General features: G+C 62.0%; 17 protein-coding genes. 4 read left to right on the top strand and 13 right to left on the bottom strand.

Annotated elements, in window-relative coordinates; all coding sequences use genetic code 11:
- Nucleotides 1-19: 19 nt before the first annotated feature.
- Nucleotides 20-760: a DNA repair protein RecO gene (gene recO / locus V6766_RS15680; protein ID WP_448467985.1), complete on the top strand. Its 741-nt coding sequence runs from the start codon at nt 20-22 to the stop codon at nt 758-760.
- 11 nt (nt 761-771) lie between these two features.
- Here the strand turns inward: recO and rsmA are convergent, their stop codons facing one another.
- From rsmA to V6766_RS15645, 7 genes are all read right to left on the bottom strand, one after another.
- A complete protein-coding gene (gene rsmA, locus V6766_RS15675; RefSeq protein ID WP_448467983.1) occupies nt 772-1,599 on the bottom strand; it encodes a 16S rRNA (adenine(1518)-N(6)/adenine(1519)-N(6))-dimethyltransferase RsmA in 828 nt (275 codons plus the stop codon).
- Nucleotides 1,596-2,612, bottom strand: coding sequence for a 4-hydroxythreonine-4-phosphate dehydrogenase PdxA (gene pdxA, locus V6766_RS15670; protein ID WP_448467981.1), 1,017 nt, complete (start codon nt 2,610-2,612; stop codon nt 1,596-1,598). Before pdxA ends, rsmA begins: the two co-directional genes overlap by 4 nt.
- A gap of 3 nt (nt 2,613-2,615) precedes the next feature.
- On the bottom strand, nt 2,616-3,569 hold the full coding sequence (locus V6766_RS15665) for a peptidylprolyl isomerase (protein WP_448467979.1): 954 nt from the start codon (nt 3,567-3,569) through the stop codon (nt 2,616-2,618).
- 247 nt (nt 3,570-3,816) lie between these two features.
- Nucleotides 3,817-6,075 carry an LPS-assembly protein LptD gene (locus V6766_RS15660; RefSeq protein ID WP_448467978.1) on the bottom strand — a complete coding sequence of 753 codons (2,259 nt, stop codon included), beginning with the start codon at nt 6,073-6,075 and terminating at the stop codon, nt 3,817-3,819.
- 89 nt (nt 6,076-6,164) lie between these two features.
- Nucleotides 6,165-7,235: an LPS export ABC transporter permease LptG gene (gene lptG / locus V6766_RS15655; RefSeq protein ID WP_448467976.1), complete on the bottom strand. Its 1,071-nt coding sequence runs from the start codon at nt 7,233-7,235 to the stop codon at nt 6,165-6,167.
- Entirely contained in the window at nt 7,232-8,392 is a 1,161-nt protein-coding gene (locus V6766_RS15650; protein ID WP_448467974.1) for an LptF/LptG family permease, read from the bottom strand. The genes lptG and V6766_RS15650 overlap by 4 nt, the downstream gene beginning before the upstream one ends.
- A 36-nt stretch (nt 8,393-8,428) precedes the next feature.
- Nucleotides 8,429-9,214 carry a phosphatase PAP2 family protein gene (locus V6766_RS15645; protein ID WP_448467972.1) on the bottom strand — a complete coding sequence of 262 codons (786 nt, stop codon included), beginning with the start codon at nt 9,212-9,214 and terminating at the stop codon, nt 8,429-8,431.
- Nucleotides 9,215-9,386: 172 nt separating this feature from the next.
- Here V6766_RS15645 and V6766_RS15640 point away from each other — a divergent pair, with 172 nt between their 5' ends.
- Complete coding sequence (locus V6766_RS15640; protein WP_448467970.1) at nt 9,387-10,874, top strand: leucyl aminopeptidase; 1,488 nt, start codon at nt 9,387-9,389, stop codon at nt 10,872-10,874.
- Nucleotides 10,875-10,888: 14 nt separating this feature from the next.
- On the top strand, nt 10,889-11,338 hold the full coding sequence (locus V6766_RS15635; RefSeq protein WP_448467968.1) for a DNA polymerase III subunit chi: 450 nt from the start codon (nt 10,889-10,891) through the stop codon (nt 11,336-11,338).
- Nucleotides 11,339-11,357: 19 nt separating this feature from the next.
- Here V6766_RS15635 and V6766_RS15630 read toward each other — a convergent pair whose 3' ends face one another.
- The 5 genes from V6766_RS15630 to pstS all read right to left on the bottom strand — a co-directional run bounded on the left by V6766_RS15630 (nt 11,358) and on the right by pstS (nt 16,096).
- Nucleotides 11,358-12,035 carry a hypothetical protein gene (locus V6766_RS15630; protein ID WP_448467966.1) on the bottom strand — a complete coding sequence of 226 codons (678 nt, stop codon included), beginning with the start codon at nt 12,033-12,035 and terminating at the stop codon, nt 11,358-11,360.
- A gap of 146 nt (nt 12,036-12,181) precedes the next feature.
- Nucleotides 12,182-13,003, bottom strand: a complete 822-nt coding sequence (gene pstB / locus V6766_RS15625; RefSeq protein WP_448467964.1) for a phosphate ABC transporter ATP-binding protein PstB — start codon at nt 13,001-13,003, stop codon at nt 12,182-12,184.
- Nucleotides 13,004-13,021: 18 nt separating this feature from the next.
- Nucleotides 13,022-13,927, bottom strand: a complete 906-nt coding sequence (pstA, locus tag V6766_RS15620; RefSeq protein WP_448467962.1) for a phosphate ABC transporter permease PstA — start codon at nt 13,925-13,927, stop codon at nt 13,022-13,024.
- Nucleotides 13,928-13,946: 19 nt separating this feature from the next.
- A complete protein-coding gene (gene pstC / locus V6766_RS15615) occupies nt 13,947-14,918 on the bottom strand; it encodes a phosphate ABC transporter permease subunit PstC (protein ID WP_448429321.1) in 972 nt (323 codons plus the stop codon).
- Between the two features lie 140 nt (nt 14,919-15,058).
- Nucleotides 15,059-16,096 (bottom strand): phosphate ABC transporter substrate-binding protein PstS, encoded by a 1,038-nt coding sequence (gene pstS / locus V6766_RS15610; RefSeq protein ID WP_448467960.1) that lies wholly within the window; start codon nt 16,094-16,096, stop codon nt 15,059-15,061.
- Nucleotides 16,097-16,682: 586 nt separating this feature from the next.
- Between pstS and V6766_RS15605 the strand changes: the two genes are divergently transcribed.
- Nucleotides 16,683-22,031 (top strand): autotransporter outer membrane beta-barrel domain-containing protein, encoded by a 5,349-nt coding sequence (locus tag V6766_RS15605; protein WP_448467958.1) that lies wholly within the window; start codon nt 16,683-16,685, stop codon nt 22,029-22,031.
- Between the two features lie 88 nt (nt 22,032-22,119).
- Here the strand turns inward: V6766_RS15605 and V6766_RS15600 are convergent, their stop codons facing one another.
- On the bottom strand, nt 22,120-22,479 hold the full coding sequence (locus V6766_RS15600) for a hypothetical protein (protein WP_448467956.1): 360 nt from the start codon (nt 22,477-22,479) through the stop codon (nt 22,120-22,122).
- Between the last annotated feature and the right edge of the window lie 6 nt (nt 22,480-22,485).

Below are 22,485 nucleotides of genomic sequence, written 5' to 3'. Positions count from 1 at the left end.
CGCCGGGAGACGCCGCGCTGTGGAATGGAACGACGAAGGCATTGTTCTGGGCAGCCGCCGCCACGGCGAAACCAGCGTGATCGCCGAGGTGATGACGGTGGAACATGGTCGCCATCTCGGCATGGTGCGCGGCGGCCGGTCGCGGACGATGCGGCCGGTGCTGCAGCCGGGTAACCGGGTCTCGCTCCACTGGCGCGCGCGGCTTTCCGAACATCTCGGCGAATTTCGGGTCGAGCCGATCGAACAGCGCGCGGCGTTTCTGATGTTGTCCGCGCCGGCGCTTCACGGCGTCCAGGCGATGGCTTCACTGCTGCGGCTCCTGCCGGAGCGTGACCCGCACCGCCATCTCTGTGCGGCGATGGAAGTGATCATTTCCCATCTCGACGATGCCAGCGCCGCCGGCGAACTGTTCGTGCGCTTTGAACTGGCGCTGCTCAACGAACTCGGTTTCGGCCTTGATCTCGCCCAATGCGCGGCAAGCGGCGTGACGACGGATCTTGCCTATGTGTCGCCGAAAACCGGCCGTGCGGTCTCCGAGGCGGCGGGAACGCCCTATGCCGACCGTATGCTGGCGCTGCCGGTGTTTCTGCGACCGGACATGAACGAGGCTGCCGACCGGGCCGATCTGGAAGCCGGCTTCAGACTGACCGGTTTCTTTCTCAACCGCCACGTCTACGAGCCGCGCGGCCTGAAGCCGGACATGGCGCGCGAAAGCTTCATCCAGGCCACGCTGAAGGCGCTCGACGCTGCCTCTGTCTGAGTGAATGTGAACTACAGGTTCTCGGCGAGCGCGCAGAATTCGGCGATGCTCAGCGTCTCGGCGCGGCGCGTCGGGTCGATGCCGGCCTTGGCGAGCAGTGCTTCGCCGCCGAGGCTCTTGAGGCTCTGGCGCAGCATCTTGCGGCGCTGGCCGAAGGCGGCCTGCGTCACCCGCTCCAGTGCCGCGGCCGCGACCGGGATCGGCTCCGCGCGGGGCGTGAGGTGCACCACGCTTGAGGTCACCTTGGGCGGCGGGGTGAAGGCCTGCGGCGGCACGTCGAAGGCGATCCGCGCCTCCGTCCGCCATCCGGAAAGCACGCCGAGCCTGCCATAGTGATTGTCGCCGGCTTTCGCGACGATGCGCTGGGCGACCTCCTTCTGGAACATCAGCGTCAGCGATTGCCAGTAGGGTGGCCATGCCCGCGGCAGCAGCCAGTTCACCAGAAGCTGGGTGCCGACATTATAGGGCAGGTTGGAAATGATCCTGACAGGGCGATCGCCGGCAAGGGCGGCGAAATCCGTCTTCAGCGCATCCCCGCTGATGATCTCCAGCCGGCCCGGATAGTGAGACGCGATCTCCTCGAGCGCCGGCAAGCAGCGCTCGTCGCGCTCGATCACGGTGAGTTTCTCCGCGCCGAGCGAGAGGATCGCCCGCGTCAGCCCGCCGGGGCCGGGACCGACCTCGATCACATGGGCTCCCGAAAGATCGCCGGCGGTGCGGGCGATCTTCTGGGTGAGGTTCAGATCGAGCAGAAAATTCTGGCCGAGCGCCTTCTTTGCGTCGAGTTCGTGGGCGGCCAGCACTTCACGCAGAGGCGGCAGGTCGTCGATCTGGCTCATGCTGCGTTTTCCGAAAGCCGCGCCGCGAGCTTCAGCGCCTCTTCAAGGCTGGTCGGATCGGCAACGCCTTTGTCGGCGATGTTGAAGGCCGTGCCGTGGTCCGGCGAGGTGCGCACGAAGGGAAGGCCGAGCGTGACATTGACGCCCTCCTCGAAGCCGAGCGTCTTGACCGGGATCAGCGCCTGATCGTGATACATGCAGATCGCCGCATCGTAGCGGGCGCGCGCGGCGGCGTGAAACATGGTATCGGCGGGGAGCGGGCCTGCGATATCGACGCCTTCTGCACGCAGGCGCTCGATCGCCGGGCGCACGATCTCCTCGTCCTCGCGCCCGATCGTGCCCTGCTCGCCGGCATGGGGGTTGAGGCCGGCGACGGCGAGGCGCGGCGCGGCAAGGCCGAAGCGGGATTTGAGCTCTTGCGCCGTTATGCGGATCGTATCGACGATCAGCGCTTCATCAAGGGCCGCCGGAACATCCTTCAGCGGAATATGGATCGTGACCGGCACCACCCGCAACGCCGGGCAGGCGAGCATCATCACCGGGCGCACCCGTTTTCCGGTCTCGCGTCCGGCCAGGGCAGCCAGAAACTCGGTGTGGCCGGGATGCTTGAAACCGGCGCTATAAAGCACCGATTTGGCGATCGGATTGGTGACCACGGCGCTCGTTTTGCCGCGCATGGTGAGCTTCACCGCCGTCTCTATCGCCGCGATGGTGCCTTCTCCGGTCGCTGGATCGGGTTTGCCGGGCGTGGTGGTGAGCGCGGTGTCGATCGCGAACACCGGCAGGGTCTCGTCGAACCGCTCAAGCGCTGCCTCCGGCGCGGTGATCTCGATCGGGATATCCAGTCCGAGCATTTCAGCGCGCGCAGCAAGAATGCGCGGATCGCCGAGATAGATGAAGGAGGGCAGCCCGCTTTCGCCGCGTCTCTGCCATGCCTTCAGGGCAATCTCGGGGCCGATGCCGGCAGGATCACCCTGCGTCAGCGCCAGCGGTTTTAAGGTGTCCGTTGCCAAGGATTACGACTTGCCCGGGGTGACGATCTGCGCCTTGTCCCGCAATTCCTCGAGGTACTTCTCACTTTCGGCGTCCGTGTCCATCTCGGCGGAGTCTTCCTTGTTGCTCAGTACCAGCCGGGCGGCATAGTCGTCGCTGGCGGTCTTGCGCTCGCACACGGCCAGGAATTCGGCACCCACCGGCGTGGTGATGACGGAAGTGGTGTCGCCGCTCGACTTGATGACCGGGTCCTTCCACTGAGCCGGCAATTGCGGCTCGAGGAAACGGCCGAGATCGATGACGGTGACGTCGTTCATGGTCGCGGCGAAGGAAATCGCCTGATCGCAGCCCGGAAACTTCTTGCGCGCGGCCTCGGCCTCGTTCTTGCGCTTGCCAAGCAGCGAGCCGCGCTCCTTTTCCGGCACCACGAAGACGATCCGCTTCAGCAGGTATTCGGTGGTTTCGGGTTTCTTGCCTTCCTTTTCGGCCGCTTCAAGCTGCGGGATGAACTCGTCGTCGGGAAGCAGCGTGTTGGCGCCGTAGCGGGCGCGCAGAAGCTGGCCCCAGCTCATGCTGACGGCGATGAAGAACTTGAAGTGATCGACGCCGACGCCAGCCTGATTGAGGATGCTGCTCATCTGGGCGACAGACATCTTGTTGCCATTGGCGAAGTTCTGAAACGCATCATCCACCTCAGCCTGGGTGACGGATGCGCCGCGGAACGCGATCTCCGACTGCTTCAGCGCCTGGTCGATCATTGCCTCGCGCGCCTTGGCGTCGGTCGCTCCCTTGGTGCCCATCAGCTGCAGCAAGGCCTTGCGCTTGGCGATATCGTCATTGGTGATCGGCACATTGTTGACGATCACCTCGATATCGACTGTCTTGGCGAACGCCGTCTGGGCAGGGGCGCCGACGATCGATGCGGTCGCGATCACGGCAGCGGCAAAGGCATTCACGGTAAATCTGGCGACGTTCATGTCTTATTCCTTTCCCCGGCCGGGGCTAAAACGCCAACCGGCCGCATCGGTATCTTGTGTCCGCGGGGCGTCACGGCCTCCCAGGAAACGATCGAACACATCGCTCGCTTCAAGCCCCGCTTTGTTTCAGGAGACATGTAACACCGGGCAACGGCTCGCATATCGATCCTGAACCTGTGAGGGAAATGTTTTGTCCATTTCAGCGGCAAAAGCAAGGCATGGCCCCGATTCGTTATCTGCGGAAGCGCTAGAAACTGCCGCCGAAATTGTCGGAGCCGATTGCGATATCGCCGAGCGTGCGCAGCGTCAGGCGCGCGCCGATCGTCCAGTCGACGCCCTTGGCATCGTCGGTATCCCAGCTTTCCTGGTAGGTGATCGAGAACAGGGTGCAGATGTCCTCATAGGTCAACCCCACCCACCGGCGCGTCAGGACATCGTTGCTGAGGTCGTAGGTCAGGGACCCCGAGATGCCCCAATTGTCGTTGAACCGGAACGTGCTTGTAGATTTGATCTCGCTGTTCCGCTCGTCATAGGCGTAGCCGGGCTGGGCCATGACATTGGTGTAGTCGAGCGCGGTGTCGAAGCGGGCCGAGGTGAAGGTAATGCCCGCATCGGTGCGCTGCAGAGAGAAATCGGTCTCGTCGAAACGGGCCGACCCATTGATGCCGATGCCGAACGGGAACGAAATCTGGGCAGCGCCGACATAGTCGGAGCGATCGGTCTCCAGACCCGATTCCATGCCGACGCCCACGAGGTCGGGGGATGCGAAAGAGTTCGCGCCGGCAAGCTGGAAGGATTGACCGAAAAGCCCATCGACCATGATGCCGTTGTCGTAGACGCCGCGATAGCGCAGCCCGATATTGGCGCGGGTGCCGCCCTCGACGCGGTCGTAGCCGGAGAACTTGTCGCGATCGAACAGCGTGGTGGCATCGAAAACGAAGCTCTGGCTGTCCTCGTTCGGCAGGCCGCCGGCATGCTGCTCGTCCGGGCGGACGAAGATCTGGCCGATCGGCTCAAGAATATGCGAGCTGAAGCCGTTGGTGATCAGCATTGGATATTTGACTTCCAGGCCGGCCGTCAGCATGGCGCGGGCGGCAGCGTCCTGATCGACAAAATTGCCGGCGTAGTTGTACGTGCCCGGCGAGATCTGGTTCGGATCATCGACATTGAGCAGGTAACCGTCGGCGCGCGCGGCCAGGATCGGCGTAAGCTGCAGGCCCTGCGGCGTGGTGAAGGTCTTCTTCCACTCGACCTCGCTGGTCAGCCTTGTGCTGTTGCCCTGAAGACCGAGGAAACGGTCGTTGACCGCGGTGGGCACCACATCGTTCTTCTGCCGCACGATATTGGTGAGGTTGTTGGTCACGGAAAGCTCGCCGCCGGCGAACGGGCGCGGAGCGATATAATCGTAATCGATGACCGGCAGAACGATCGCCTGTTCGTCCTCGCTGGCGTTCTGGCTGTTGGCGTCCTGGACGTCGAAATAATTGCCCTTGATGGAGAGCGAACTGCGCTTGCCAAGACCTTCCAGATAGACCTGGTTATTGAAAATCCGGTCGTCATGGCCGTCGATCGAATAGGTGCGGGCGAAATTGGTGTCGCTCTGCACCATGACATCCCAGCCGAAAACCCAGCGCGGGTTGATCTGGAACTCGCCGGTGGAGGCGATCATGCCGCGCAGGTCATTGTCGGCATCGCTGGTGCCGGCGGGGAAGCGGCTGCTGCCCAACTGGTCGATGCCGGCCATGCGCAGCGTGTGCTGGCCGTTGCGGTAGCGCTTGCGATACTCCGCCTCCAGCAGAAAACCCTGCTGGGTGTAGCCTGTTCCGGTGAAGGTGACGTCCGCGCTCGGGCCGAGCGGAATGTAATAGGGCACGGAAATGCCGAAACCGAGGTTTTCCTCAACGGTCGCAGAAGGGAACAGGAAGCCGCGCTTGCGCTTCACGCTGGCGTCGGGAACGGTCACGGTCGGCAGGATCGCGATGGTGTGGCCCAGAAGCTGGAACCGGGGATGCTCCAGCCGCACCGTCTTCTCGACGCCGTTCTGGATGACACGCTGCGCCCTGATCTGCCAGAAGGGCGGCTTTTCCGGATTTTCCGCGCAGGGAATGCAGGCGGTGTAGACGCCGTTTTCCAGCACCATGACATCATTGTCGATTCGCTCGGCGCGCTCGCCGGCGATCGCGATATCTTCCGGGGTGCGCACGCTGATGGCTTCGAGAAAGCCGTTGGCGAAGTCATCGGTGACGTCGAGCTTTTCCGCGCGCAGGCGGTTGCCGTCGGCATCGATAACCTCGATGCCGCCGTAGGCCATCAGCTTGCCGGCCTTCTGGTCGTATTCGACCTTGTTGGCGACCATGCGGTAGCCGGCATAGTAAATCTGCACGCCGCCAAGCGCGTAGACCTGCTGGGTGTCGTGGTTATAGACCAGTTCGTTGGCGCTGAGCAGCATCGGGCCCTGATCGTCGGCGGGCGGCTCGGGAAGCATGCTTTCCTGCGCCGCTGCCATGGAATGCAGCCCCGCTCCGGGTGGGGTCAATGCGGTGGCAAGGACCAGGAGCCCGGCAAGGCGATATGCGCTTAGTTTACGCCGGGCCACTAACCATCCTCCTGATGCAGCAATATCGTCAAACCCAATGCCATCGCCACGACAACCGGAATCCAGGCTGCCAGAAGCGGGGACAGGATTCCGCTGCTGCCGAACGCCTTTACAAGAACACTCGTCACATAAAGCAGAAACCCGGACAGGATGCCACCCAAAATAACGGTGGGCGACTGCGCAAAGCGCGAAAACTTGAGGCAGACCGTCGCGGCGATCAAAGTCATAGCAACCAGCAATAATGGTAGCGAAAGCAGGTAGTTATACTGGGTTTCCAAGGCGCTGGTCGAAGTTCCGAACTGGCGCGCCAGGGTAATTTGCCGCGGCAAGGCGAAGAAGCTTACGAGATCGGGCTGGACGAGGTGCTGCTGGACGAAATCCTCCTCCAGGTTGGTCTTCACCTGCACCTCGTCCATATGTGTGGATAATTCGCCCGCCTCGGTCTGGGTCACATCATGCAGTGTCCACCAGCCATCATTCAGCACGGCCCGGTTGGCATCCTGGCGTTTGGCGATTCCCCCGTTGTCGTCGAAATAGATCACGACGGCGTCGAGCAGTTCGGTCCCGTTCTCGGCGATGCCTCGGCCGCCGATAATCGTATCCTGCCCGTCGGTGATCTGCCTGAGCCAGGGCACGACCTGATCCTGCTTGCCGCCGACGGCCTCCAGCCCGAGGGCCCGTTTCTGGCTCCAGGAGGCGAGCGGGTTGAGCGCCAGCACGCTTGCCGCGCCGAGCAGGGCCGCGCCGACCACGAACGGCATGATGAACTGCCACACCGAGATTCCCGCAGCGCGGGCGACCACGAGCTCATGGCGACGGTTTAGCGCGATCAGCGCCACCATTGCCGAAAACAGCGCGATGAAAGGTATGGTCTGCTGCAGGATATAGGGCAGGCGCAACGCGGTGATCAGCAGGGCGTCGCCAAGATTCTGCCCGGCCTCCTCGGAAATATTGCCGACCACCTCGCTGAAATCGATCAGGTAGATGATCGAGACCACGCCGAACAGGAACCATAAGACGGTGATGACGTAGCGGACGAAGAAGTAGCGACCGAGAACGGAGAAGATCATGCCGCACCTCCGCCATCGGCCTTGCGCGGCAGACGGAACAGCGCGGCCATCATCCGGCCGAGCGGCCCGGTCTTGCGCCGCGCCCGGCGCGGCCGCAGGAGCAGATAGAGCCCGACGGCCAGCGACACGAAGATGATCGCATAGCAGACATAGACGAAGAACGGGTCGTTTTCCGCCTGATTGGAGCTGAAGTGGGAGAGCAGCCTGAGCAGCAGCGTCAGTCCGAACGCGCTTGCCATCGGCGGCACCCGCCGCTCGCGGTGGGAGCGGGCATCGCCGACGATCACGATTGTGAACACGGCATAGATGAAGGGCAGCGTCCAGTCGGTCAGCCGCCGGGTCAGCTCGGCGCGATAGGAGCCGGGATTGCCTAGGTAATCGGGGTCGTCCTGCGGCGGATTGAGCAGGTAGGCGAGGCCGCGATCGGTCGCGCGCCGGCGAGTCTGGCTCTTGTCGCTGGTCAGTTCGGAAAGGTCAAAACTGTAGGAATCGAACTGAACGATGGAGACGTCGCCGTCCTGGTTTTCCCGCTGCACCTGGCCGTCGCGCATGATGAGCTGGCTGCCGCTTTCATCAACCGCGCCTTCCTTGGCGTAATAGATGTAGGAGTTTTCCGGCTCGCGGTAATCGGCGACGAAAAGCCCCTTCAGCACCCGGCCGGACATGCGTTCGGAAATCTGGATGTAGAGCCCGTCCTCGATCTCGCGGAATGTCTTTTCCTCGATCACGGAGGACAGAAGGTCGGCATAGACGGAGGCGATCACGCTGCGGGCCTCGGCGCGTGAGCGCGGCTCGATATAATTGTCGAGGACAAAGGAGAATGCGCAGAGTACGACGGCGAACGCCAGAATCGGACGGTAGATGATCGAGCGCCCGGCGCCGGCGCCGTCGATGACCGCAAGCTCCGAATCATTGTTCATCGACGTCAGCGTCTGCGCCGTGCCGAGCACGATGCCGAAGGGCAGGACGGTCGGAATCACGGTCGGGAGAATCAGCGTCGCCAGCGTCAGGAACGAGACGATCGACTGGCCGCTGTCGGTCACCAGATTGATGCGTCCGAGCACCTGCGTCAGCCACAGCACCGCCAGCACCGGCAACAATGTCGCCAGGAACATGCGCACAACCCGCGCCAATATGTAGCGTTCCAGTATCTTCATGCCGTTAGGTGTCGTGCGTTACGGAACGGACCGGCGTCAGGTCGTTTCGCGAAGCGGGCTGACCTTCTCCTTTCTGGTGAAAATGTAAAGACTTCCGGTGAAAATCACCACCGATGCAAGCCATCCGAGTATGATATCCGAAAGATAATGACCGCCATAGGCCAGCCGCATCGCCGGCGAGGCGAGAGAAAGCGCGATCAGCGGCGGCATCAGCAGGATCCGGAAACGCTCCGGGACGAGGAAGATCGCATAGCAAAACAGCCAGCCGGCGCCCGCCGCCTCGCCGGAAATGAAGGAGCAGTTCGACTGGCAGGCGCCGGAAAAATCACCGGCTGGCACGAAGGTCAGATCGCCGCCGAAAAGATCGGTGTTGCGCGGCCTCGGCCGGTGGGAAATCTCCTTCAGCACGCTGTTGACCAGAAGGCCGGGGCCGATGATCAGGGCGACGAGCCCGGCCAGCAGCCTGCGGGCGAGCGCCTTGTCATAGGTCGCGCCGTGATGGGACCAGACGATGATCAGGCGGTAGATCAGGGTAAGGCCGAGAATGATCGGCAGGTAGAAGATCGCTTCGCGCAGCAGGCCGAGCATCACGTCGCCGGAAATCGGAAAGCTGCCGCATATTTTGCCGTCCGGCGCGCTGGTGCTGCAGGTCGTCTGATGAAAGAACGCCCGGGAGGCCGCGAGGTCGATGCCGGGAAAGAGATAGAAAACGAGAAGCAGCAAACACCACAGCGCCAACAGCAGAATGAATGCGGCCTTGAGCGGTCGCATCGTGCCAAAGCGGCCCGGCAGTTTCTCAAGCCATTGGTGGTGTTGCTGCAATGCGGCGTTTCCGGTTTCGTTGGCGGCGCGGCGCACACACCGTTTCCATTTTCGTCGTTTTAAGTGTTATGAGAACCGGGTCAACCATTCTTGGCCGGTTGCGTTAACAAGGGGTGGATTTCTTTTTCACCCTATCCTGTCAATTCCGTGACACCAGAACCCGGAGCATGAAATGAAGTTCTCGATCTCCTTTGTCGACAAGGCCGAAAGCGCCGGAAACACCGCGATTGTCCTGGCGAGCGCCGGTCACGTTCCCGCGGGACTTCAGGCGGTCGGCATGGGCGAGACGCTTTACGAGAAGGCCTCGGCCACCGCCGGCTTCAAGGCGAAACTGTGTTCGACGCTCGATCTGCTGGCGCCGGCCGAAGGCGACGCGGCGCGGATCGTGCTGATCGGGCTTGGCGAGCGCGACTCGCTTTCGGCCAATGCCTGGCTCAGAGCCGGCGGCAAGGCTGCCGCTGCTGCCGGCAAGGCTGCGAAACTGGTGGTCTATCCGGACAGCGCCGCAACCGCGTCCGAGCTTGCGGACTTCGCGCTCGGCATGATTCTCGGCGGCTATTCCTTCGATCGGTTCAAGACGACGGGCAAGGACGAGGAAGAAGACGGTAACGGACGCGAGATCCCGGTCGAGATCGTCACCGGCGATGTCACAGCCGCCAATTCTGCTTTCGCGGATCGACAGGCTGTGGGCGAGGGCGTGGTGCTGGCGCGCGAACTGGTGAACCTGCCCGCCAACATCCTCGGCCCGCGCGAATTCGCCGACAAGGCCGAGGCGCTCACGGCACTTGGCGCCAAGGTCGAGATACTCGATCGCGACAAGATGGAAGAACTCGGCATGGGCGCGCTGCTCGGCGTCGCCCAGGGTTCCGTGCGTCCGCCCTATCTCGCCGTCATCCACTGGAATGGCGGCGGCAATGACGAGCGCCCGATCGCCTTTGTCGGCAAGGGCGTGGTGTTCGACACCGGCGGAATCTCGATCAAGCCCGCCGCCTCGATGGAGGACATGAAGGGCGATATGGGCGGTGCTGCGGCCGTCATCGGCCTGATGCATACGCTCGCCGCGCGCAAGGCCAAGGTCAATGTCGTCGGCATTCTCGGCCTCGTCGAGAACATGCCGGACGGCAATGCCCAGAGGCCCGGCGATATCGTGACCTCGATGTCCGGCCAGACGATCGAGGTGATTAATACCGATGCCGAGGGCCGGCTGGTTCTCGCCGATGCGCTCTGGTACTGCAAGGAACGCTTCAAGCCGCGCTTCATGATCGATCTCGCGACACTGACCGGCGCGGTCATGGTGGCGCTCGGCGCACACCGCGCCGGGCTGTTTTCCAATGACGACGGCCTTTCGCAGGAGCTTTCCGACGCCGCCGAGCGCACCCAGGAAAACCTGTGGCGGCTGCCGCTTGGCGACGAATATGACAAGATGATCGACAGCCGCTTTGCCGATATGCGCAATACCGGCGGCTCGCGCTATGCCGGGTCGATCACCGCCGCGCAGTTTCTGAAGCGCTTCGTGGGCGAAACGCCCTGGGCGCATCTCGATATCGCGGGCACCGCCATGGGCGCGCCGAAGAGCGAGATCAATGGCGGATGGGCGTCCGGTTTCGGTGTCAGGCTTCTCGATGAGCTGGTGCGCGCCCATTACGAGGCGCGTGACTGAGGGCAGGGGCGTTCATGGCGGAGATCCTGTTCTATCATCTGACGGAATCGCTGCGCGATGCGGCCCTGCCGCCGCTTGTCGAGAAAAGCCTGGAGCGCGGCTGGCGGGTCGCTATCCAGGCGACCAGCGAGGAAGAGCGCGACCGGCTGGACGAGGTGCTGTGGACCTTCCGCGCCGACAGTTTCATCCCGCACGGGCGGGATGACGAGCCGGACGCGGAACGCCAGCCCGTGCTGCTGACGACCGCGGAAACCAATCCTGGCAAGGCCGATATCCGATTCTTCGTGGAAGGCGCGCCGGTCTCGGCCGTCGAGGATTATCAGCGCGTGGTGGTGATGTTCGACGGCCACGATGTCGATGAGCTGACCGCGGCGCGGGCGGAATGGAAGCGGCTGAGGCAGAGCGAGCACAGCCTCACCTATTGGCAGCAGGGCGAAGGCGGGCGCTGGCAGAAGAAGGCGTGAGGGCCGCGGCGCTCGCCCGTCAGTTGGCCTCCAGCGCCTCGGGCTTGGCGATCAGACTATCATCCTCGTTTTGCTTCAGGAATTCAGCGAAGTAGCGCTTCAGCTTCGGAATCTTGATGAGCTCGTCGAACGAATATTTGTGGGCGTCGCGGACCAGCGTCGACGGATTGAAATAGGCCTCGGCGTTTTCCGGCGTCAGCACGAAGGGCGGCTTGCCTTCGCGACCGAGAATATAGCTCATGATCAGCGCGCCGGTGCGATGATTGCCCTCGATATAGAGCTGGGGACGGCTGAGCACGCGGACATAGACGCCGGCCGCACGCTTACGCACCGGCTTGCCCTTATGGCGCTCGTACCAGTCCACGAGACCGCCGATATCGCCCAGTTCACGATCGTAGAAATGGGCCTCCGTGCGTTCGATATGATTGCGGAATTCCGCGCGCGCCTCTCTTGAGGAGCCGCACAGGACCCGGTGGTTGAGCTCCAGGAGATGGTGAAATTGCCCGATCCTGAGGATGTCCGTGTTGTCGCGCAGCAGCTGGTCGACATAGCTGTAGCCCTCCATCATATGCTCGACGATGCTGTCGGACATGCCGTCGCGCTGCATCGTCAGGCGCGCATTGATGAGGGCGAACTGCCGCTGGGTCTCGCGCAGCCTTTCTTCGATCTTTTCAAGGTCGAGTACGTGTTTGAACATCTTGGTTTCCGCTCAACCCTGAATTGGGTTTGAGTTTGATAGCGTAGCGAAACGTGCTTTGAAAGCAACGGCTTCGTTCCGGATATCAAAAGGGCGGCATCCCGAAAGAGCCGCCCGAAATGCGTCGATTGCGACCGTGCCGTCGATCAGCTGAACTCGCCGGAGAGATATTCCTTGGTCAGCTGCTGCTCCGGGTTTTCGAAGATCTGCTTGGTCGCGCCGACCTCGACCAGGAAGCCGGTGCGGCCGCCCTGCGACATGTCGACCGAGAAGAAGGCGGTCTTGTCGGCAACGCGGATCGCCTGCTGCATGTTGTGGGTCACGATCGCGACGGTGTAGTCGTTCTTCAGCTCCAGCATCAGTTCTTCGATCTGGCGCGTGGCGATCGGGTCCAGCGCGGAGCAGGGCTCGTCCATCAGAAGCACGGTCGGCTCAGTGGCGATTGCGCGGGCGATGCACAGACGCTGCTGCTGGCCGCCGGAAAGCGACAACCCGTTCTGCTTCAGCTTGTCCTTGACCTCGTTCCAGAGCGCGGCGCGGCGCAGCGCCTTTTCGACGCGACCGTTGATATCGCCCTTGAAGCCGTTGAGGCGCAGACCGAAGGCGACGTTTTCGAAAATGCTCATCGAGAACGGGTTGGGCTGCTGGAACACCATGCCGATATGCCGGCGCACGACGACCGGGTCGACATTCCGGCCATAAACGTCCTGGCCGAGGAAGTGGACATGACCCTCAAGGCGGAAGGAGGGGATCAGGTCGTTCATGCGGTTCAGCGAACGCAGCACGGTCGATTTGCCGCAGCCCGACGGGCCGATGAAGCCGGTGATCTTGCCTTTTTCGATGTCGACATCGGAATCGCGCACGGCAAGGAAGTCGCCGTAGAAAATCTTCTCGATCCGCGCGCCGATCGCAACTTCGGGGCTGACATCGGCGGCTGGGGCGGTGTTCATTTCCAGTGTGGCAGACATAGTTTTACGACCTTTTTCCTAAACGCGGCGGGTGCCGAAGGAGCGGCTGAGAATGTTGAAGACAAGCACGATGAGCACAAGCACAAGCGATGCGGTCCATGCGAGTTCAATCTGGTTTTCATAGGGCATTGCCGAGAAATTGTAGATCAAGATCGACAATGACGCTGTGGGCTCCGTGAAGCTTCCGATCCAATAATTCGAAAACAGCGCTGTAAACAGCAACGGGGCCGATTCTCCGGACGCGCCCGCAACCGCCAGCATGACACCGGTCATAACACCCGGGAGCGCTGTCGGCAAAACAATTCTGGTGGCAACCTGTGTGGCATTACAGCCCATGCCATAGGCTGCGTCCTTCATGCGCTGCGGCACCATCCGGAAGGCCTGTTCGGAGGTCAACAGGATGGTCGGCAGCATCAGGATCGCCAGGGAAAGCCCGCCGGCGACCGCCGAATAGGTCTTCATGACGATGACCAGCCAGGCATAGACGAAAACGCCCGAAAGGATCGACGGAAAGCCGGTCAGCACCTTGCCCACGAACCGGACCGTCGCGGAGAAGCGGCTGTTGGGATTGATCAGGCCGGTATAGACGCCGCCGAGAACGCCGATCGGGATCGAGATCACCGATGCGATCGCAACCATCACAAGCGTGCCGACGATCGCGTTGCCAATGCCGCCGCCCTGTTCAAAGGGGGCGGGCGGCAGTTCGGTGAGCACCGCCGTGCTGATGCGCGCGCCGCCGCGGCTGATCAGCATGTAAAGCACCGAGATCAGCGGAACCGCCGCAATGCCGGCCAGGATCCAGAGGATGACGGTCTGGATGAAGTTCATCATCGTGCGCCGTTCGGCAAACGAGAAGCTCAGATTGGGATCGCCGAGGGCAATCACCTCGGGATTCATCGTTGTCTGATCGGTCGTCGTGGTCATGTTCGGTTTCCCAATGGCCTTACGTTACGGTCTGGCGCGAGGTGTAGCTCATGATGATCGTGCCGATGATGTTGACGGCCATGGTGATCACCAGCAGGGCGACGGCGGCATACATCAGCGGGCCGATCTGGTTCGCACCGGCTTCCGGGAAGGTGGAGGCCAGAAGCGATGCCAGCGTCGTTGCCGGCGAAAACAGCGACAGCGAAACCTGCTGTGAGTTGCCGATCAGCATGGCAAGCGCCATGGTTTCGCCGAGCGCGCGGCCGAAGCCGAGAACGAGCGAGGCGAAAATGCCGCCGGAGGCTGTCGGGATGATGACCTTGCGGATCGCTTCCCACTTGGTGGTGCCCATGCCGTAGGCCGCTTCCTGGATCTTCATCGGGATCGCCTTGAAGGCGTCCTGGGAGATCGCAGCGACGGTCGGCAGGATCATGATCGACAGCACGATCATGGCCGGGAACATGCCGGGGCCGGCAAGCTTGGTGGAAAAGAACGGAATGAAGGGCACCGTATCGTGCAGCCAGTTGGCGATCGGCCGGATTGCCGGGATCAGCACATAGATGCCCCAGAGGCCGAAAACGACCGAGGGGATCGCGGCCAGCATTTCGACGATCAGCCGGAACACCCAGGCCAGACGGGCATTGAGAAAGCCCTGAGTCAGAAAGATCGCGACCGCGATGCCGAGGCCGCCGCCGAAGATCAATGCCAGAAACGACGAGTAGAGCGTGCCCCAGATTTCCGCGAGAATGCCGTATTCATTGGTGTTGGGGTTCCACTCGACGGTCGTCAGGAAGCTCAACCCGTATTGGCGCATGGCGGGCGCTGCCTGGCCGCCGATCTTCCAGAAAATATAGGCCAGCAAGACGACGATCAGCAGGCCTGCCAGAAATGTCAAAAAGCGGAAGGATTTGTCGTAACCGTACTCGAAAGCGGTCGGCGGGCGCGAAACGCTGCCGTCGCTTGGCGGGGCGGATTTCGATGTATGGGCCATCAACGGGCTCCTGCTGGCGGCGATCGGGTGGCCGCGATCTGACAAATAACGAGCGTCACAATTCTTGCGCGGTGCTGCAATCGGACGAAAGCCGGGGCGCAAACACGTTACGCCCCGGCGAAAGCTTGATCAGGCCGAAATCAGCCGCCGATTTCTTCCATCGACTTCTTGTTGATTTCGATGATGTTTTCCGGCAGCGGGATGTAGCCCAGCTTGTCGGCCATGGTCTGGCCGGTGGTCAGGCCGTAGTTGATCATTTCCTTCAGAGCCGCAACGGTGTCGGCGTCCTGGCCGTCCTTGTAGAACAGCATCCAGGTGAAGGTGGCGATCGGGTAAGCCTGCTCGCCCTTCGGGTCGGTGATGAAGGCGACGTTGTTTTCGTCGAGTTCGGCCGAAGCGAGCGCGGCGCTACCGGCTTCCGGACCAGCCTTCACGAAGTTGCCGGCCTGGTTTTCCAGCATGGCGTAAGGCGTGTTGGTCTGCTGGGCGTAGCCATACTCGATGTAGCCGATCGCGCCGGGGGTCTGCTTGACCGTGGCGGTGATGCCCTGGTTGCCCGGAGCGGCGACGAAGTTCGAAGCCTTCGGCCACGGAACGGTCTTGCCGCCGCCGACCGTGCTTTCGAAATCGGACGAGATTGCCGAAAGATGGTTGGTGAAGTTGAAGTTGGTGCCCGACGAGTCCGAACGAACGACAACGGTGATGTCTTCGTCGGGAAGCTCGACGCCTTCATTCGCGGCGGCGATCGCTTCGTCGTTCCACTTGGTGATTTCGCCGAGGAAGATCTTCGGGTAGACGTCGCGCGGCAGCTTCAGCTCGGAAACGCCTTCGAGATTGTAGGCGAGAACAACTTCACCGGCCGTCATCGGCAGGAGAACAACGCCGCCGTCGACCTTGGCGATTTCTTCGTCATTCATGGCAGCATCGGAGGCTGCGAAATCGACAACGCGGTTGGTGAAGTCTTCGATACCGCCGCCGGAGCCCTTGGCCTGGTAGTTGACTTCGATACCGGTCTTCTGGCCAAAATCCTTAAACCAGGCCGAATAGAGCGGGAAGGGGAAGGAGGCGCCCGAGCCGGTCAGCGACGTGTCGGCGGCGTGAGCGAAAGTGCCGGAGACGGCCATGGCGACGGCAACGGCAGCAACCTTAGCGCCCTTGGAAAAATTTCCGATTTTCATCAGATAGCCCTTTTGAGGTTTGGTTGAAAACGGGAGTGCTATAACAACGAAAGTCATGTAAGCATATATTGTTGTAAAAATTTCATAATTCCCGAAATTTACCGGTGTGCTGTTATTTAATATTCAAATAACTGTCATAAAACTGTCATAAAAGGTCAAGGTACGGATTTATTCTGCGGTTGCCTTTCATCTGGACTGCGCTTGACGCTTGGCGGCATGCCCGGCTTGGGCAAAATCTGGCTAGGCCGGGCTGCAGGGTTCGCCGGCCTTTGATGCAGGCCGCACTTCAATGATGCGAATACCATTTCGGGACGTTCGGCACATCATTGGGTACGTTCAGGCGATACACGGCCCCTTTTTCCCCTTAATCAGAAGATCGATCCGTCCGGGTTAGTGAAACGTGTCGCTTCCGGAAAATCCATCGCTTTAAGGCACATGGCGCATACGTACGTGCTCAACGCAAGTTTGCATGATGCGCCACGTCCTTAAATGTTAGCGACTGCTATCGAATCTGCTTGTATTTCTGTGCGCTTAATGTCATCTCGCTAAATCAGGAATCAGCTTATTAGCTTTAATGGGGGGCTACATGACATTGTCGAGAGAGAACCTGCGCGGCGGGCGCATGACCAAGGTCGCGGGCAAGGCAGCGAGCTACGCGCCGCGCGCAACCGCATCGGTGATAGCGCTCAGCATGCTGGCGCTTTCGTCAGGTGCGGCTTATTTTGGCACGGGGGCTTCGACTGCATTTGCGGCGAATGAGTGTGGATCGGCTGGCGGTGCCAATGCGGTGATCGATTGTACCGGCAATAAGCCGGTCGGCATCACCTATAATTACCTGCAGGGTGCGACTGTTACGCTCAATGATCCCGGCATGAAAATCGGCGATGCTTGGTATAATTTTAGCTTCACTGGCGTGAGGCTCACGTCGAGCGGCGGCAATGCGCTTACCCTCAACGCCGACAGCTACAACAGGATTTACTGGCCGGTTGTGCTGCAAGGCGACGGCGCGGTCGCCGCCAACTTTTCCGGCGGCGAGGTGCGGGGCGGGCTCCTTGCGACAGCCAATATTGTCGTCACGCTCGCGCCAGGCGGCACGGCCGATCATATGGGTACGGTCAAACTTGACGGCACGACGGTAAGCATCGGCTCGGCCCTGACCCCAGGCACCAACGCCGTGATCGTGAACGGCAATGCCGACGGTTCTGAAATGGCGGCGACGATCACCGGCGGTTCGTCCGTCAGCATCGGCGGAAACAATGCCTTTGGCGTACGCCTGACGGGTAGCGGCGTCGGCAATACCGGCTCTGTCGTGGTCGATGGCGCAAGTCAGATCACGGCCTCCAACAGCGTCAATATAGACATCAGCAATCCGGGTCTTCACAAGGCAACCGCGATCAGCGTCGAAACCTCCGGCGCCTCCAGTATGGGCTATGTGTCCTTGTCGGACGGTGCCGATGTCAGCGCATCGGCCACCAACGCTCTTGATCTTGCTCTTTCTACCGGTATTTCCAACAAGGCCGGGGACGGCGGCGTCGAAACCATTGTCGACAACGCAACGCTTTCGTCCACCGCGACTTCGCTTGAGATCTCCACAGCTATTGCGATTGATAACCAAAGTGTCGGCGGTGTGGCTCAAGCCACTGTGAAAGGTGCGGGATCAGTTTCCGCAGCAGCTGAAGCCTATACCGTTTTGGGCAGCGGAACGCAGGCTTCCGCAACGGCGATCCGCAATGCCTCAGACACGCAGAATGCGTTCGTGTCTGTTGCCGAAGGCGGAACATTGGAATCCGAGGCCAATGGTAAGGAAGCCTACGCTACAGCCTCGGGCATCCTCAACAACGCAGGTCTTGAGGCTGCCGTGCGCGTGGATGGCGCCAGCGTTCTGAAAGCAGAAGCCACCAGCACCAAAAGCTACGCCGTTGCGACCGCAATCGAAAACCGGGCGGAGACCGAAGCGCGGATCCGCATTCGCGGCGGCAGCGTCATCACCAGCAGGGCGACGGGCGCGGCGAGCGCCGGTCTTGGCGGGTTTGCCGCCAGTTCGACCGGCGTTCTCAACGCTTCGACGGCGGGCGACGCTTCCACCGTCATCGACGAGATGTCGAGCGTTGCCGCCGGGGCGTTCAGCACCTTGCAGAACACCAACGCTCTTGCGGTCAACACCTTCACGTCGCTTGGAGAGGCGCGAACCGCGCTGGACAACGGATCGACTGCGGTTGCCTTGGCTGAAAGCGAGCTTGATGCTACCGCGCTTGCGGTTCGCAACTTCTCCTATAATGGCGGCGGCCGGGTCGAGCTTGACAATGGCAGCACGATCACTGCCACGGCGGACAGCGTTGACGGCAGCGCCACGGCGACCGGGATCATGGCCGTCGCGGTTGGTGGCGACGCCATTGTTCGCCTGCTGGGCGCAAGCGATGTTTCCGTCGACGTCAGCGGCAGCGATGTTTACGCCTATGGCGTGATGAACACCCTGAGCGGGGCCGGCACGGCCGGTGTTGAAATCGATGCGGGCAGCGTGGTCGATCTCGGAACCTACGACCAGGCGGAGACGAGCGCATATGTGACCGGCGTCAGCAACAGTGCCAAGGACCCGCTTGGCGTGGCCTACGCTTCGATCAAGGGGCTGGTTTCCGGCACGGCGGACGCCAGCGAGGCAGCCGAAGTCTTTGGCGTCGTCAACGCTGCCGCGGGCGGCGAGGCCGTGATCGAACTTTCGGAATCGGCGGAAGTGATCGCGGAAGGCACGAGCAAGAATGACATCGCCACCGCTGTCGCGATAGAAAACACCAACACCGCCGGCCTGGCCAAGGGCGTGGTTGCGGGTGCCGGCAGGGTCACTGCCTTTGCCGAAGGCGCGCTCGATGCCAATGCGGCCGGGTTCAGCAATGTCTCGGGTTCCGGCTTTGCGGGCCTTGCCCTTGCTGAGGCGGGCAGCGTCAGCGCAACCGCGATCAGCGGTACCGCATCTGCCGAGGCACGGGCACTCAACAACTTTGCCAATGACGGCGACGCTTTTGTCGAACTGCTCGATGCCAGCCTCGCTTCGGCCGAGGCCAAAGGCCAAATTGCCACGGCGCGCACCGTGGCCAACGAAGTGCATGGCGCTGGCGAAGCCTTTCTTGATCTTGGTGTCGGCAGCACGTTGCTTGCGAAGGCGTCGGCGAGCGATGAGGCGCGGGCGGTGGCTGCGACCAACTTCGCCCACAGCGCCGGTGGCTCGGCAACCGCTATGCTGGGCGGCCTGATTTCCGTTGGCGCCGAGGGCGATGATGACGTCATTGCGGGCGGAGTGTGGAACAGCTCCCGCTTCGGCGACGCCGACATGATCGTGTTGGGGACGGGCGACGTCAAGGTCGGTATTATCGGGGCTCTTGATGCCTCTGCCACCGGGCTGCGCAACATGACCGAAGAGGGCAGGGCGCGGCTGCTCGTGGAGGACGGCGCTTCGATCAGCGCGATCTCCGCTGCGAGTTTCTATGCAGAATCGATCGGCATCGAAAATGCTGCCGTGGGCGATGGAACGGCCCACTCCATCCTCGGCGGCGTCGCCTCTGTAATAGCGGGCAGCATCAGCGGTGATGCAGAAGGAACGGGCCTCAGCACCGAGACCGATGGCGCCGGCGACGCCGTCACGGAAGTCAAGTCGACGGCTTCGGTCAACACGACGGTGGGGGCCGACAATGGATTTGCAAGCTCGATCGGGGTGGGCAGCCAGGCCCATGGCACCGGCGATGCCTACGCCACCTCCGAAGCCGGTTCCTATATCCAGACGATTGCAGATGGCGGCCCTGTTGCCACGGCCATCGGCATCGGCGCGCTTTCCGAAAACGGCAATGCGACCGTTGTGACCGCGGGCGATATCGCGCTCGAGGCAAGTTCCTCCGGGGATATTTTCGCGGCCGCTGCTCTCGCCCAGGTTAACAATGGCGGCATGGCCAGCCTGACGATGAACGGTGGTTCGGTTTCCGCGACCGCTTCCGGCGCGGCGATCGGCCTCGGCACGTTCACGCTTGGTTCGGGCGCAACCTACGCCGTCAACGCGCTTGGCGGTTCGGTGGCGGCCGATATCGGCATCAAGACCGAGTCCGAAGCCGGCCACACCGGCACGGTGATGATCGGCTCCGATGCCACGATCACCGCTACCGGCGGTCATGACGGCATGGCGCTTGTCGATCTCGACGGCGCGGTCACCGTGACCTCCACCGGCACGGTCGTCGGCACGGCCTGGCTCGGCGCGGGCGATGATAGCTTAAATCTGGCCGGCGGCTCCTGGACCGGCGACATCCAGGGCGAAGACGGCAATGATGCTTTCAGCTGGACCGGCGGCGCGCTCAACAGCGGCTTCTACGGCGGCGCGGGCAATGACACGGCCTATCTCGGCGGCGGCGCGGTCTATGACGGCACCGAGGTGTTCGATGGCGGCGCCGGCGTTGATGCGCTGACCTTTAACGGCGTTTCGGCGACGACGGCGGGCTCGCTGATCGCCAACTGGGAAACCTTCAGCCTCGACAACACCATGCTGACGCTGACGGGCGGGGCGATTACCGTCGGTTCGACGTCGGACGCGTCGCAGGGGATCTACCTCAACGGTTCGACGCTTCAGGTCAACGAGAGCACCATCTTCAACGGCAACATGTTCCTGAACCCCGGCTCGACGCTGTCGTCGGTTAACGGGGCGACGGGCGATGCCATGACGGTGACGGGCAACCTCACCGGCGGCGGCACGCTCGCGATCGATGTCGATCTGGCCAATGCGGTCGGCGACTCGCTCACGGTCAACGGCGCCAATCTCGGCGGCGTCACCACGCTGTCGCTGAACGAGCTGTCGACGGGCTATGCCTCGGGCAAGGCAATCGAGATCATCACGCTCGATGGCGGCGAGCAAGGCGCCTTCGTTCTGCCGGGTTATAATGTCTCGGGCGCCTATGCCTACGCGCTGTCCGAGGTCGGCAATCAGTACTTCCTGACCGGCGATTTCTCCAACGCCACGCCGGTCTACGAGGTTCTGCCCGAGCTGATGCTCACGCTGAACCGCCCCGACTCGCTGCAGGATCGCGTCGGCGAGCGCTACTGGAACCTCGGTGATGTGTCCGATCCGGGCTATGTCTGGGCTGATTTCACCGGCGGCCGCGAGCATTATGACGGCACCGAAGGCACGCTGAACGCCTCCTACAATGCCGATATCTACCGGCTTCGCATGGGCGTGGACGCGCAGTTCGGCGAGACCGAAAGCGGCTTTGCGGTTGGCGGCCTGGTATTCCAGTATGCCAACGCCTCGGCCGATGTCAGCTCGCGCGTCGGCGGCGGCGATGTCATCACCCAGCTCTTCGGCATGGGCGCGACGATGACCTGGTACGGCAATAACGGCTTCTATGTCGATGGTCAGGCCTTCGGCAATGTCATCAACAATGACATCACGATCGCCGGCACGCCGACGCTCAGCATGCAGCAGTCTTATGGCTATTCGCTGTCGGCTGAGACCGGATACCGCTTCGATGTGGCGCCGGGCTGGGCGGTCACGCCGCAGGCGCAGCTCACCTGGGGCTCGGTCAATTTCGATGACTTCACCGGCGTCTATAACGAAGACGTATCGCTGGTGAAAGGCGACAGCCTTGCCGCGCGCATGGGTCTGCAGACCGATTACCGCACCGACTGGACCACCGCTACGGGTGAAGCCCGCAGCGCGTCGTTCCACGGCGTCGCCAATGTCTATTACGACTTCACCAACGACCCGAGCGAGGTCCGGGTCTCGGGCGTCAACATGTCGACGGATGACGGCGACTGGACCGGCGAGATCGGCATTGGCGGCAGCTATACCTGGCTGAACGGCAAGCTCGGCATCAATGGCGACGTAACGGCCTCGACCGGGCTGGAAAACTTCGGCGACAGCTACGGCCTCACCGGCAAGGTCAGCTTCCAGATGCAGTGGTAAGCGGCTGTCCTTTTCCAAAACAGAACCCCCGGAGCCTTTCGGTTCCGGGGGTTTTTCGTTCAGCTCGTCTAAAACGATTTGAGCCGGCTCAGTTGTCGTCCATGCAGCCGAACATGTCGAAGCCCAGAATGCCGTTGTCGCACTCGGGCGGTCCGGGCTTGCAGGAGAGCGTGGGGCAGGCATTGGTGTCCTTGGTCGGGACAACGCGCTGGACCGCATGGCCCTGTTCCGCGAAGCAGATGGTGGGGCTGTCGACATAACGGTCATAGAGGATACGGCCATTGCCGTTCGGCGAGGGATAGCGCAGGATTGCGGCACCCTGCTGGCGCAGGATAGACTGAACCTGATTGCAGGTCAGGTCCTGAATGTCGTATCGGTTTATCGGCTCCTGCGCGCCCGCCGCCCCGAATGAGGCCAGAAGCATGCCGGCTGCGATGAAAGTTTTCATGATCTC

This window comes from Martelella sp. AMO21009, assembly GCF_053484295.1.
Note: the sequence above shows the minus strand (reverse complement) of the source record. Positions and strands in the feature narration are given on the sequence as shown.